At 60.8% G+C, this 14,139-nt stretch carries 10 protein-coding genes; 2 read left to right on the top strand and 8 right to left on the bottom strand.

Annotated elements, in window-relative coordinates; genetic code table 11:
• Positions 1-601 precede the first annotated feature (601 nt).
• A complete protein-coding gene (locus E4P82_RS01455) occupies positions 602-1,255 on the bottom strand; it encodes an adenylate kinase (protein WP_169247232.1) in 654 nt (217 codons plus the stop codon).
• 148 nt (positions 1,256-1,403) lie between these two features.
• On the bottom strand, positions 1,404-3,674 hold the full coding sequence (locus E4P82_RS01450; RefSeq protein WP_169247231.1) for an EAL domain-containing protein: 2,271 nt from the start codon (positions 3,672-3,674) through the stop codon (positions 1,404-1,406).
• 251 nt (positions 3,675-3,925) lie between these two features.
• Between E4P82_RS01450 and E4P82_RS01445 the strand changes: the two genes are divergently transcribed.
• Together E4P82_RS01445 and E4P82_RS01440 are read left to right on the top strand one after the other, a co-directional pair.
• A complete protein-coding gene (locus E4P82_RS01445; RefSeq protein WP_169247230.1) occupies positions 3,926-5,116 on the top strand; it encodes a hypothetical protein in 1,191 nt (396 codons plus the stop codon).
• Positions 5,085-5,240, top strand: coding sequence for a hypothetical protein (locus E4P82_RS01440; protein WP_169247229.1), 156 nt, complete (start codon positions 5,085-5,087; stop codon positions 5,238-5,240). Before E4P82_RS01445 ends, E4P82_RS01440 begins: the two co-directional genes overlap by 32 nt.
• A 51-nt stretch (positions 5,241-5,291) precedes the next feature.
• On the opposite strand, the gene E4P82_RS01435 is transcribed toward E4P82_RS01440, so the two are convergent.
• From E4P82_RS01435 to E4P82_RS01410, 6 genes are all read right to left on the bottom strand, one after another.
• A complete protein-coding gene (locus E4P82_RS01435) occupies positions 5,292-5,765 on the bottom strand; it encodes a hypothetical protein (RefSeq protein WP_169247228.1) in 474 nt (157 codons plus the stop codon).
• Positions 5,755-6,234 (bottom strand): chemotaxis protein CheW, encoded by a 480-nt coding sequence (locus E4P82_RS01430; RefSeq protein WP_169247227.1) that lies wholly within the window; start codon positions 6,232-6,234, stop codon positions 5,755-5,757. The genes E4P82_RS01435 and E4P82_RS01430 overlap by 11 nt, the downstream gene beginning before the upstream one ends.
• Complete coding sequence (locus E4P82_RS01425; protein WP_169247226.1) at positions 6,231-10,229, bottom strand: hybrid sensor histidine kinase/response regulator; 3,999 nt, start codon at positions 10,227-10,229, stop codon at positions 6,231-6,233. The genes E4P82_RS01430 and E4P82_RS01425 overlap by 4 nt, the downstream gene beginning before the upstream one ends.
• A 74-nt stretch (positions 10,230-10,303) precedes the next feature.
• Complete coding sequence (locus tag E4P82_RS01420; RefSeq protein WP_169247225.1) at positions 10,304-12,097, bottom strand: methyl-accepting chemotaxis protein; 1,794 nt, start codon at positions 12,095-12,097, stop codon at positions 10,304-10,306.
• Positions 12,098-12,237: 140 nt separating this feature from the next.
• Positions 12,238-13,509, bottom strand: coding sequence for an ABC transporter substrate-binding protein (locus E4P82_RS01415; RefSeq protein ID WP_169247224.1), 1,272 nt, complete (start codon positions 13,507-13,509; stop codon positions 12,238-12,240).
• An 84-nt stretch (positions 13,510-13,593) separates the two neighbouring features.
• Positions 13,594-14,139 carry a chemotaxis protein CheW gene (locus tag E4P82_RS01410; protein WP_312913778.1) on the bottom strand — a complete coding sequence of 182 codons (546 nt, stop codon included), beginning with the start codon at positions 14,137-14,139 and terminating at the stop codon, positions 13,594-13,596.

Below are 14,139 nucleotides of genomic sequence, written 5' to 3'. Positions count from 1 at the left end.
CCATTTGGGCCGCAAGTGCGACGGCCCTCCCCGGCCCTCAAGCGCTCTGGATCGGTTTGCAGCGCGGCCCGTGATCTCGCTTGGGGGATGCAGTTGCTTCCAGGCTCCTTGCTCCCTCCAGCCGGATAGAGATCTGTGTAATGGACAGAGTTCCGCCGCCGCCCAACCCACCTCCACCGTCTCCATGATTCTTCACCTTGTGCCGCTTGTTCGCTCCCTCAAAATGGAGGCCGCTACCCTCGCTATCAAGATCTGTGTAATGGATAGCATCGAGTACGGGCCATGTTTATATGGCCTCAATTCGACTCATGCTGCGAAGAATTTGTAAAGAACGAGTATTATTACAAGGGACTGCTTTAGAGGTAGCTTAGGTAATTGAGTTTTTTTCACAGCTTCTGAGGCCTGACGTAGCCGGCATTTTGGATGATCGAGAACAGCATTGTGTACCTTCCCAGGAATTTTCTCATGCCGGAGAAGGCGAAGAATAGCCGAGTCTGCGTTGATGGGCGGGATAATGGAGTGGAGACCCGATCCCCTGTTCGCCGCTGTGCGAGGGTTCAGGGGCCGGGTCGTGAGGGCATGGAAAGAGAAGGGAAGAGGTTTAAGCGCCGGCGGCGATTCGCTGTTGGATAGCGTCCACCACACCCTCGCTGGCGGGAGAATCGACGACCAGCAACAATCCTTCCTGGCGGTAGAATTCAATCAACGGCGCGGTCTTTTCGAAATAGGTGTCGAGACGCTTGCTGATGGCTTCGTCGGTCTCGTCGTCGCGCTGAATGACCGGGCTGCCGCACTTGTCGCAAACTCCAGCCACCTTGGGCGGATTGCTCCTGACGTTGTAGATGGCTTGGCAACTGGTGTTGGAGCAGGTGCGGCGAGTGGTCAGGCGATTGAGGATTTCCTCGCGCGGTACTTCGATATTGGCCACGACATCCAGCTTGATTCCCAACTTGTTCAGCAGCACCTTCAGCGCTTCGGCCTGCGGGATGGTGCGCGGGAAACCGTCCAGCAGGAAACCCTTGGCGCAGTCCGGTTCCTGCAAGCGCGTTTCCATGATGCCCATGATCAGATCGTCCGGCACCAGGTCACCGGCTTTCATGTAAGCGTCCGCCTGCTTGCCCAACTCCGTGCCAGCCTGCACCGCGCCGCGCAGGATGTCGCCGGTGGAGATCTGCACCGAGCCGTCGATCTGCGTCAGCAGTTTGGCCACGGTGCCCTTACCGGCGCCCGGGGCGCCCAACAGAATCAGTCGCATGAATTTTTCCTCGTTATCCGAATGACGGGTTCAAATAATTTCCGGTCGCCGCAACCGCGCCGTCCAGCACCGTCTGAAATTATAAACCATGGTTCCGGCCGGATTCGGATAATCGCCGCTCTGTTGCTTCGAGAGCGTCGGGCATCGTTCAGAAGTGCCAGGTGGGTTGTTGCAACCATTGCATCGCTTCGACGGCCGGCGCTGGCTTGCTAGTGAGAAATCCTTGAATTCCGTCGCATTGCCGCGCCCGCAAAAACGCCAGTTGCTCGACGGTTTCCACCCCCTTGGCCATCACGGTTATCCCCAGCGCGCGCCCCATGTCGATGAGCATGCCGATGATCACCCGATTGTCGGCATCCTGAGTCAGATTTTGCAGGAAAGAGCGGTCGATGCTCAGTTGGTGTACCGGCAGGTCGCATAGGCAGCGCGGGTTGAAGGAGCTACCACCGAAATCGTCGATGCCGCAGCGCACGCCCTGTGCTCGCAGGTTTTGTAACAACCGCCGCAGGAATCCGGTATCGGCCAGCAGCGCTTCTCCGCGCATCTCTAGCTCCAGGTCGCCGGGTTCCAACTCGGTTTCCGCCAGAATGGTGGCGATAGTGGCGGGTAGAGCACGTGTTGAGATCTGTCGTGCCGACAGATTGACGGCGATCGGAACGACCGATAGCCCGGCCAGCCGCCAAACGCGATTTTGCTGGCATGCCTCGCGCAGTACCCATTCGTCCAACTGGCCGATCAGTCTGCGGTCTTCGGCCAGCGGGATGAATTCGGCCGGCGGCAACAAATCGAGAAAGCCGGGGCGTTGCCAACGGACTAGTGCTTCCAGGCCGATCAAGCGGCCGCTGGCCAGTTCGACTCGCGGTTGGTAGTACAGCAGCAGTTCGTTGCGTTCCAGCGCGCCGCGCAAAGCCGCTTCCGTTTCCAGCGCCGCCAGCACCGGAGCGTTCAGATCCGAGGTGTAGAATTGATAGCCGTCGCGATCGTTTTCCTTGGCGCGGTACATGGCGGTGTCGGCGTTCTTGATCAGGGTTTCAGCGTCGCGGCCGTCGTCGGGGAAGATGCTGATGCCGATGCTGGTGCCTAGCCTGAATTCGTGTCCCATGATCGGCAGTGGCCGTGCCAGTGCCTGCTGGATCAGGTTGGCGACCCGCACGGCATCCCGGCCGTGCCGGGCATCGGGCAGCACGACCAGAAACTCGTCGCCGCCCAGCCGGCCGATGGTGTCCTCCTGCCGTACCACCGCGCTCAACAGGCGAGCGACCTGCCGCAGGCAGACATCGCCCGCCGCATGTCCCAGGGAGTCGTTGATTCGCTTGAAATGGTCGAGGTCGACGAAAAGCACGATGACCTTGTGGCCGGCGCGATTCGCCACTGCCAGCGCCTGGTCGAGGCGGTCCAGCAGCAGTCTGCGGTTGGGCAGACCGGTCAGCGTATCGTAGTACGCCAGTTGGCGGATTTGCGCCTCGGCTTGTTTTTGCGCGGTGATGTCGGCATAAGCGCCCAGTACGCCGATAATGTGCCCCTTGGCATCGATCAGCGGGGCTTTACTGGTGTGAAACCAAGCCTCCGAATCGTCGGCATGGCGGCCCAACTCTTCGAAATCGAGTTTGGCCTGGCCCGATTCCATCACCGTCCGGTCGTCGGCGTGATAGCGTGCGGCGGTAATGGGATCGAGCGGCAGGTCGAAGTCGGTTTTGCCGCATAGGTCGTCAAGATGAGCGAGACGGGTGTCTTGCAGAAAAAGCCGGTTGGCGCCCAGATAGCGCGACTCGCGATCCTTCCAGAAGATGCGGACTGGCACGTTGTCGAGGATGGTTTGCAGCATTTGCTGCGATTGCCGCAGCTCCGCTTCGGTTCGATGGAGTTCGAGCAGCAGCCGGGCGGTGCCGATCACTTGATCGATCAGATTCAGTTCGGCTTCGGTTGGTTCGCGCTTTTCGTGGTAGTAGACGGCGAAGGTGCCCAGTACCGACTGATCGTCGCTCAAGATCGGCGTGGACCAGCAGGCGGCTAGCCCGAAGCAGCGGGCGATGTCCCGGGCATTCCGCCAGTACGGGTGGGTGTCGATGTCGCTGACGATGATTTGTCGTTTTTGCCAGGCCGCCGCGCCGCATGAACCGGCCTCGGGTCCGATCTCCAGGCCATCCACCTGACGGATGTATTCGGCGGGTAGTCGAACGCTGCCGCTGTGGCGCAACCAGCGTCCTTCTTCGAGCAGCAGAATCGAGCAGTAGGCGTCGGGCATCCAACGTTCGATCAGCCTGCAAAGTTCGTCCAGCGCCTCGCGCAGGGAACGGCCGGTGCCGACCAGGCTAAAGACCTGGGCGATTTCTTCCAGGCGCACTTTCAGGTCGCGAGACCCGTGGGGGTGGGCGATCAAGGGTGAGAGCGGAAACGACGGTTGCAGTGGGTGCAGCACGATACCTTCTGGTCTCATTTCGGGTGGGGGCGGCTGCTTTAGGTGAAAAAAGCAGATAGTGGCTATTCAAAGCAAGCACATGGTGCAATTTGCGACATTATTCTTACAAACTTTCGTTGCGGGTTTCTACCCGATAATTTGATGGGATATCGGTAAAATTATGCTAGTCCTTCATGGTGCGTTTTACCAAGAGTGCTCGTCTTTTTTTGGGCGAGTCGATTCCATCCGGGAGATCGAAGCGAGTTTTGACGATGAACGAGTTGGTTTGCGGGATTTTTCGGTGGTTGCCGTGGATGGTGGGATTGGCCGCCATCTTCGGTTCCATGGCGGTCGCCAGCGACACGCCGTCCACCGAACGGGGTTCGGTTTGCCAGGATCGGCCGGAGTGCCGGATCGTCGAGACGCTGGATGCTGGCAAGGCCGCCGACGGCACGGCTTTGGCCGTGTTGCATGTCGCACTGGGTGCGGAAAATCAGCCCGCCGATGCCGAAGGGCGGCAATGCCGACCCTATCCCGAGGATTACTGGCTCAAGCAGGTCGGCCGGGATGGCAAGGCCGTTTACCGGCGCTTGTTCGCCTTTTGCAACGATGGCTATGGCGCTTCCGGGATTGGGGAAGATGTCGTCACGGTCGCTCCGAACCGCATCACGCTCGACCGGGTCGGCGGCAGTGCCTGGCGCTGGGAGATCGGTGCGAGCTATCAATTGATGCCGGAACAGCCGCTACTGCGTCGGGAGGCCAGCTATCACACGTTGGGCGGTGGTTGCCTGGAAACCGAAACCAATTTTCGGGCGCTGCGACAGCGCGGCTGGCTCAATCCATCGCCGGCCGAGGAGACGCTGGATGAAGATGCGACGGTCGGTTGCGACCGGGAAAGTGCCACCGGTCGGTTTATCGCGATTCCTCAGCTTGAGCGCGGTGGCGACGAGCTGGCGGCGCTGGAACGACAATCCGCCGGTTTGGGCAGTTGCGCGCTGACGCTGAGAGCCACGGGCAACGAGGAAGATGGCTTTGTCGTGTACGGTAGCCTGGACCCACAAGCACGGACCGAAATCAAGCTGCTGTTGTTGTCGGCGACCACGCTGTTGGCGCAGGTGCGCGATGCGGGACGGACTCCGGCGATGTCTGAAAACTGGATCAACGACGACCGCCTGGAGCTATGGCTGGGGCCGGCGCTATATGGAGGTTGGCCATCCGCCGATCGGAAAAAGCAACTTTATCAGTTTGGCATCCGCTTGGCCGACGGCGCGGTATTCGCGGGTTACGGCAAGTCGAAACGCTTGCCGACGATACGGCGCTGGCAGCGGGACGACGCGCGTTTGCTGTTGGTGGATTGGGGGGGATGCGGGATTGGAGCCGAATTCGATGGCGGTGGTATACGGTCAGGGCGACGGTCGCCGGCAGGGGCGGATGCTTGCCACCAGTCATCTCAAGTACGGTAACCCCGACACGCTCGGCCAATTCTGGAGCTTTCCGGCAACCTGCGAGTTGCGGGACGGACTGTTGCAAGCCGGTGCCTTGCGGCCGGAGACGACCGCGATGGAGCAGGATGATACGGTCGATTGAGGATGGGATGGCCAGTCGGACGCGGGCGGCTTGCGGGCGCGGGAAGCGGCGTTACCGCGCCGTCAGCAGCCCGCCGCTGAAAATAAAGGGAAGATCCAGGATGGGTACCGGGGTTTCGGCGTCGAGGAAGCAGGAGATGGCCAGATCGCGCCAGCCAGTCGGTTGTTCGGGCAGCTTGCAAGCTTGGGTGTCGGAGACACGCGTGCGCGCTGGAATATCGCTCAGCAGCAGTACACCGTACTCGGCCGCGCCCATCTGCGGCTGGTAGGCGACCACGCCGGCTAGTTTCCGCGTCGGTTGCGCCGGTTGTTCCCGCCCCCATAGCCAGGCCGCCAAATCCATCGCCGGTAACAGGAGGTCGTTCCACAGGATCGCCCGCCGGCAGTAGTGCGGGCTCAGCGGCACGTCCAGCAGCGTGGGCGCTTCGATCAGGTGGATCAGCTCGTGCTCGCCCACGGCGGCGCGCAGTCGATCGTCCAGCGCCAGCATCCAGGCCATACTTTCCATCGGGTTTTCAGTGGCCATCGGCACCCTCCGCGAGCGTGGCGAGCAATGCCGCCAGATGCTCGGTGTCGGTCACGCAACCCAGCCCCTCGTCGAGCGGTGCCAGCGCTTGAATGGGAGAATCCGGCAACCCCATGCAGGCCGGCAGCGCCAGCAGGCGCGGGGTTTCGGCGAGCGTTTCGATCTGGTCGCAAAGCAAGCCGAAGCGATCGGCGCCATTATCCAGTAATGCACAGATCCCTCGACTGTCCGGTGGTTGCGGCAATAGCCGCAAGTCGCCGGACAGGCAGTACACCGGCCACCACTCGCCGCCGAGCGCGATGGCGCCGATACCTTGCGGTGCTCGCACCTCCCGGTCGATATCCAGGGGCGATTCCAGGGACCTGATCTCCGTTTGCGGCAGTAGCCATGGATATCCGCCCAGGGTCAGCTTGGCCAACGCCCGAATTTCCCGCAGTTCGGCTAATGTGTTTCGAACGGGCTGGCTCATGCGCGCAATAGCCTGTGCATCTGTTCGAGTAGGTCGTCTTCCATGAACGGTTTGGTCAGGTAAGTATCGACGCCAGCGGCCTCGGCTTCATGCCGGTGCTTGGCGGTGGAGCGCGAGGTGATCATGATGACCGGTAAATCGTGGGTGGTCTGGTTGGCCCGCAGATGCGCGGTTAACTCCAGGCCGTTCATGCGCGGCATTTCCAAGTCGGCCAGCACCAGGTCCGGGCGCTTGTTGTTGATGATTTCGATCGCCTCTAGGCCATCGCGCGCAGTGCGCACTTCGAAGCCCGCATCTTGCACGAACTGCGCTAGCGAGCGGCGAGCGCTCAGCGAATCGTCCACCGCCAGCACGATTTGTCGGTGGGGGGTGGCGGTGATGGATTGCGCTGATTGGACAGCAGTCGTCGGCAACCGCTGACCGGCGGCGCGGGCGCGCAACAGTTCGGGCAGATCCAGTACCGGCGCCACGCTGCCGTCGCCGAGGATGGTGGCGCCCACGATGCCGGGGAGCGTGGGGATGTACTGGCCCATGTTTTTGACCACCAAGTCGCGGCTGTCCAACACTTCCTGCACCAGCACGGCTCGGAGGCCGCCGGTTTCTTCCCGCACCAGCAGCATCGGGGACATGCCGCGGTCGTGCTCGCGCCGGTCTTGCGGCAGATTGAGCAGGTTTTCCAGCGATGTCAGTTCGTGAATGTCGTTGCCCAATCGGTAGGTGGTGACTTTGCCCAGCGTCTGTATCTTGCCGGCCCCGGAGTACAGGATCTGTTCGATGCCGCGATCGGAGAGGGCGTAAATCTGGTCCCGCACGCGCAACAGCAGCGCGTGGGTGGAAATCAGGGTGACCGGCAGTCGCAATTCCATCAGGCAACCCTTGCCGGCTTCGGTCTGGATACGCAGCGAGCCTTTCATGTCCAGCAGCCGGCTGTAGACCATGTCCATGCCGATGCCGCGCCCCGAGGTTTGAGTGGCCGAGCCACGGGTGGAGAATCCCGGCAGCAGGATCAACCGGGCCAGCTCGTCCGGTTCCAGCGGTTTGTCGGGGGCGAGCAGGCCATGTTCTTCCGCCGTCCGACGGATCGCCGCCAGATCCAGTCCGGCGCCATCATCCCGGCAGTGGATGGCGATGTTGTTGCCCTCGCGCATGAAATGCAGCTCGATCCGTCCCGCTGGGGGTTTGCCCAGACGCTGGCGCTGGTGGGGCGGCTCGATGCCGTGATCGACCGCGTTGCGCAGGATGTGCATCAACGGATCGACCATGTTATTGAGTACGTTGCTGTCCATGGGGGTGTCGGCGCCGCGTACCACCAGTTCCGCTTCCTTATCCACCAGCCGGCAGGTTTGGCGTACGCTGCGCTGCAGCCGGGGCACCACGGTTTGAATGGGCACCATGCGGGTACGCAGCACCGCTTCCTGGCTGTCCCGGTGCAGACGGCCCTGGTCCACCAGCAGCGAATCCAGCAGTACCAGGTTGTCCTCCACGGTACGGTTCATCTCGCGGGCGTCGATGGCGGTTTCCACCAACCGGTGAGTGACGGTGTTGAGTTCGTTGTACTGTTCCAGTTCCAGGGGGTCGAAATCGCCGCGCTGTATCGACTTGGAGAGCGGCGAGGATACGTTGCGGACATCGACCAGTTGTTCCAGCTCGGCGGTCAGGCTCTGGAACAGCCGATTCTGTGCCGCCACCGCTCGGGTTTGATCGATGGTTTTACGAATCCGCTCCTGCACTTGGCCGGTGAGGATGATGCTTTCACCCACCAGTCGCAGCAGGTTGTCCACTAGATGAGCGGAAACCCGCAAGGCCGGTTCGGTGGTCGAAACGGTGGGTTGCCGCGATTCGAGCGCGGTTTCTGGCGGTTGCGTGGTGGGAGCTGGAGGTTCCTCCGCTTGGGCGGTCGTCGGGGGCGGGATTTCGTCACTGGCGGGCACTCCCGCCCGGTCGATGCGGTTGGCCCAGTCCAGCACGGTTTGCAGCACGGTCTGCGCCTGCGGCGGCGGTGCGCTCATGCCCAGCAGCGCCTCGCTCATGGTTTCCAGGCAGTCGGCGGCGTTGAGCAGGGTATCGGCCAGCGGCCGGTTGGGCAGCACACCATGCTTGGAGAGTGCTTGCAGGATATCTTCCATGTGGTGGGTCAGAGTGGCGATGCCACGCACTCCGACGGTGTTGCCGGCGCCCTTCAGGGTATGGGCGATGCGTCGCGCCACTTCCACGTCGGCGAGTTGGCCATCGCCGGCGGCCAGCCGTTGAATGGCGGTGGAAAAGTCGGCGGCCTGTTGGGGTAGCTCCTGCAGCAAACCGTCCAGCAAGTCCTGATTGACATCGGCCGGCAGTTCCAGCGATACATCGCTGGGTTGTGCCTGTTGCGGCCGAGCTTCCACCTCGGCTTCCTCGGTGACCAGCTTTGGCGCAAGCAGCAGATCGCTCAGCGCGGTCGCGTCGGCGGCCGCCAGCGGTTGCGGCCAGTGAGTCTCTTGCAGATGCCGGGTCAGTGCTTCGCATGTCGAGCGGTCGTCGGGCGCTTGTAGGTAGCTGAGCGCCAGCGCGGGCCAAGCCTCCACCACGCGTTGTTGCTCTGGATGCAGCGGGCTACCCTGAGCAGCCAGTTCGAGCAGGTTGGTGTACAGATAGGCACAGGCTTGTTGCAGGCCTGTCAAATTGATGGAGGCCGAAGCCTCACCCAATCGTTCCAGGTATTCGGTATAGCCAGACCAAGCTTCGGCGCGGGCTTCGGGAACGCTGTCGGCGGCCGAGACCACAGCCAAGGCTTCGGTGGTGGCTTCGGCGATTTGCGCGATTTCCTCGCAAAGGATTTCCAACAATTCCTGCTGAGCGGCGTCTGGCGCGAACGATGTCGCCGGACTTCCTGGTTCTTCCAGCTCTTCCGGTTCTTCCAGCTCTTCCGTTTCCGCTGTTTCTTCCGGTTCTTCCAGCTCTTTCATTTCTACTGCGAAACTTGTTTCTTCCCTGATGGTAGTCAATTGTGTGTCGCTGACGGTTTCGACAGAAAACTCCAATGCTTGCTCGATGATCCCAGTCTCAAGTTCAGGCGATTCCAATGGGGTTGCTACAGGGGTTTCTTGAGGGATTTCTTGTGCAAGTTCTATGACTGCGGCGGGTGCCGTTTCCTCGACGGCCGCAGTGGCGAAAGTTTCCGGCGCGGCTTCGATAGCCGGTTGCGTTTCCATCGCTGGAGAGGTGGCTGAGGCATGACCGGTATCGATGGGGAAGGGCTCGACCATGGTCGGAATCGCTAGCTCGCTGACCAGTGTCGGTGGTGGCGCGGTGAGGGAATCGGGTGGTTCCGCTGAGAATGTTTCGGGCGTCGATCCTTCGAATTTCCGATCTCCGTTCTCCCCGAACAATGGGGAAGGAATCCATGGGGAGCGGTCGGTTAGCGGTTCTTCCTCCTTTTCTGGAGAGAGCGTCGAGAGAGGAGGGCGAACGCAAATTTCCGCCTGAAGCAGTTCCGCCACCGTTTCTTCCGTTATAACGGTGACAGGTTCGGTGGGTTCGGCCGGGGTTTCCGGCGTTTCGCCCGATTCTTCCTGACTCGATCCCAATTCGGCTGGTATCAGCAGATCGCGCAGTACATGGGCTTCCGTTGCTGGCAGCGGCGCACTCCAAACTGGGTTTTGCAAGTGATCAAGTAGTGCATCGCTGGCCTGCGAGTCGTCTGGAGACATCAGATAGCCAATGACCAGTATCGGCCATTCTTCCAGTCGTTCCCGTTCGGTGTCGCTAAGCCCCAGGCCTCGGACGTTCAAAGCCGTCAGGTTTTCCTGAAATAACAGACAGGTGTCCCGCAGCCCCGAAAAACCGGCTTCGCCAGCCGCTGAACCGATACGTTCCACCTGCTCGGCATAACGGCGGATCACTGCGGCGATCTCGTCTTGATCGGCTCCATCGTTTTCTGCGGGCAATCCCTCCAGAATGCCGAGCGCTTCGGCGACCTCGGCTTCCAACACCGCAACGCTTTCTTCCGATACCAGCATCAGCGCTAAACTCCTCTCGCAAGCAGCAGCAACCCGGTGGCGGCCATTTTGGCGGCGGGCATGGGGTCGCGCCCTTAGGCCGGCAACCGGAACACACGCACGGAGTTCAACAGGTTTTTGGCGTATTCCACCAGATTGGTGGTTTGCACGGTCTGTTCCAGCAACTGTTGGCTGGTTTGGTGGGTGCTGGCTTGAATCTGTTCGGCGCGGCCCAATAGTTCATTGCTGACCCGTGCCTGCTCCTGCGAGCGCGAGGCGATTTGTTGCACGGCGGTCACCAGATCGGTGGTGGTTGCCTGGGTGCGCTGCATTTGTTCGCCAGCCTGTTCCGCTAGCCGGCTACCGTCCACCACCTGGCTGATGGCGGTGTTCATCGCGTTTACCGTATCCGCCGTTTCGATCTGGATATTGCTGACCAGCGTGGCGATTTGCGAAGTCGCTTCACGGGCGTTTTGCGCCAGCCGTTGTACTTCGTCGGCCACGACCGCGAAGCCTCGGCCCGCCTCGCCGGCCGAGGCCGCATGCATGCTGGCGTTCAGCGCCAGGATATGAGTACGTTCGGCGATGGTGTTGATCAGGTTGACCACGCCGCTAATTTCCTGGGAGCGTTCACCCAGTCGCTTGATACGCTTTTCCGTTTCGCGGATGGTGTCGCGGGTGCTGTTGATACCGCTGACGGTACTGGTCACCGCCTGCAGCGCCGCTTGGGTGGTCTTGATGGTGGTTTCCGCCGTGGCATTGCACTCCTGTGCCAGTTGGGCGATCTGTTTCATGGTTTCGGACGCGGCGGCCAGGTCGGTGGCGGTTTGTTCCACGGCATGACGCTCGTTTTCGGCCACGGCGATCACCGCGTCGGACTGTGTTTTCACTTTATCGGACGCGGTCGCCACTTCTTCGGAGATGCGGGTCACGCCTTGCAACACCGTGGCGGTTTCGCTGGTGAGCAGGTTCAAGGCGTCCGCCACCGGCCCGGTCACGTCCTCGGTAACCGGCACATGGACGGTCAGGTCTCTTTGGCTGAGCAGGGACACCGCTTGCAGCAGATTGATGATGGAGTCGTTGAGCTGTTCGTTTTCGTGTTCCGCTTCCACCAGTGCGGTGACCCGTTCGTTCAACACTTGATCGAAAGCTTGGCCCAGTTCGGACAGCTCGTCGGAGCCGGTCAGCCCCGTACGAGCGGTGTAGTTTCCCTGGCCTACCTGCTGTACGGTTTCCATCATCTGGTTCAGGGGATTGGTGATGGCACGGTAGGTGGAGGTACCCATGAAGAAGGAGAATCCGATACCGATCAGCCCAAGCACCGCGATCAACCAGGTGAAGGTATTACCGGTGCTCCGCGCCGTTTGCAGGTCTTGCGAGGAGCGCTCCTGGGTTCGATCCAGACTGGCCAGGAGGTTGTTGAAAAAGGGGTTGATCAGCGCATCGAGGTCGTTGCTGACGAACAGGTTCAACTGGCCACGGTCGCGATTGCCGAACAATTGCTCCAGTTCGGCGAAGATTTCATTGAGGCTGTCCAAGCTGGCTTTGTACTGATTTTGCACCTGTTCCCTGTCGGCGGGGTTCAAGGCGTCGAAGTAGGTTTTCAACCCTTCTTCGAACTTGGCCTTGGCGACCGGTAGCTTGGCGTTCGCTTGTTCCCAGGTGCTGGTGCCGCGGGCCACGCTATTGGCCGTCGTCAATAGTTCGGTGCGCAAGGTCTCGCCCAGTCGACCCAGGCTTACCTGCTCGTTCACGGACTGGTTGATCTGACCCACGGCGTTGCCGATACGATTCATGCCGAAGTAGGCGATGAGTCCGATCAATACCAGGATCACGAGTTGCGCGATGATTGTAACAGTCAAACGCGAGTTGATTTTCTGACCGCCCATGACAATTTTTCCTCAGTTCGGTGATCAAACCCCGTCAGATCCGACCGGTTGCTTGGGTGTCCCCGGCGCATGGCTGGCGGCTTCGTAAATTTTTGTTTGGACTCCATTCGCGCCGTGCCCCGCCAGCGCGACGGAAGCCCCTACTTGAACAGTGCCGCCAGTTCTTGCGGCGTGATAACCGCGAATTGGCCGTCCCGCAGATAGGTGATCATGACGAAATCGGAGCCTTGATTGTCGGTGGTGAAATCCACCCGGATACCGCCGATGTCGTAGGGTTGGTGGCGTGCGGCCTTGAGAAAATTTTCTCGGGTCAGCGGCCCGTCAATGGCTCGCAGAATCGTCAGGAACAGCTTGCCGACGATGTAGCTTTCCAACGACTCGTAATTCAGATCCTCGCCCAATGCCTTGCGCGCTTCCGCGACCACCGGCAGCGATGAATCGAGCGCCGGCACGATCTGGGTACCGATCACCTGGTCCCGAATACCGTATTCCTTGAGCAGCGTGACCAGCCGTGTACCTCCAGCCGGCGATGGTGTGCTGAATATCCAGGGTTCATCCTTAAGGCGAGCGTATCCCATGAACGTGGCGGCCGGATCATAAACCGCGGTGGTGACGACCAGCCGGCAGCGGTTGCCGGTGTCGGCTTCCCATTTCTTCAAGGACAGATAGCCGGGTCGCGCGCTCACGGTGTCGCGAGGGTAAACGCCAACCGGGCCGATGCCATTGCGTTCCGGGTTGTCCCCCGGCATGTTCAGGATCTGGTCCACTTTGGCGACAATGGATTCCGTGCCGGGCTGTTTGGCCAGCGCCGCGCGGAATCCCTGAACGCCGGCCATGCCGTAGGCGTCGTTCTGGGCGTAGGCGCATACTTCGGTGGGTTTGATGCCCGCCGCCATCGCCGCATCCGCCACGGATTCCACCTCCTTGGCGTAGCTGGCGCGGAAGTTCAATACATCGCCTGGCCCGGTGAAGGCCGCACCCGTGTAAAAGCCGATCGCGGGTACTTTATTTTCGGCCAGTAGCGGCAGCACCGCCTTGGTGGTCGGCGAGCCGAAGCTGTTGACCATTGCAAAAATACCCTTTTCGATAAGCTGCGTAGCCGCTTTAACTGCTTCGGTGGGATTATAGAAATCGTTGATCGCGACGAACTCGACGCGACGTTTCTGCACCGTTTGGTCGGCCAGCGCCGCATCCATCCCGCGTTTCATCGACAGGCCGTACACTTTGAAATCCCCTTCCAGGGGGAGGGTGGCGCCGATGCGGATGTTATTACTGGTGACGCCCGGATCTTCGGCCCAACTCCAAGGCGCGGCCGTGCACAGGCTGAGCAGTAGTCCCAGCGTCATGCCGCCCTTCATCCGGCGTCGGCCTGCCGCGCGGGTGCTGGCGGTGGAGTCATTTTGTATGTGCATGCGAGGACCTCCCTTTGGTTTATTCGATTGTTCTAGCGATATATTTTTTTAGATCGCGCTGCTCCAAGCCTATTTTGACCGGAATCAGGATATTCCAGCGACTTGTCCACCCAAAACTCGGAAAAAGCTTCGATGCTCGAAGCCCAGCCAGGTTTGGTCGTCCTGGGTGTAGCCTCCGGCGATATGGGCTCGCAAGACAGCCGGCAGTGGGGGTAAGCGGGGAAGGGCTTGGTGGGTGCTCACGGGCTGAGGCAGGCCATCGATAAAAAATCCCACCGTACCCTCGCCCTGGTCCAGGATCAGCAGCCAGCGTTTTTCCCGGGTGCCTTCTTCCAGTTGCAGGAACTGTTTTACGTCGAATATCGGCACCAGATTGCCGCGCAGGTTGATCAGCCCGAGAAACCAGGCAGGTACGTTAGGCAGCGGGTAAATCACCCATCGTTCCAGTACTTCGCTGGTGGTGTCCTGATCGATCAGCAAACCTAAGTCGCCGATCCAGAAACCGTACCGTGCGCGCCGACGTTCGGTGGCGGCTAGCCCGCCCATGATGCCAGGAGGCGGTTTGAAGCGGTTGAGCGCCGTACTGGGTTCCAGCCAGCGTCGGGGAGTCCGGTCAGCCTTGTCGTTCAT

The organism is Candidatus Competibacter phosphatis, from assembly GCF_012939995.1.
Taxonomy (GTDB): Bacteria; Pseudomonadota; Gammaproteobacteria; order Competibacterales; family Competibacteraceae; genus Competibacter; species Competibacter phosphatis.
This window is presented reverse-complemented; position numbering and strand designations above follow the sequence as displayed.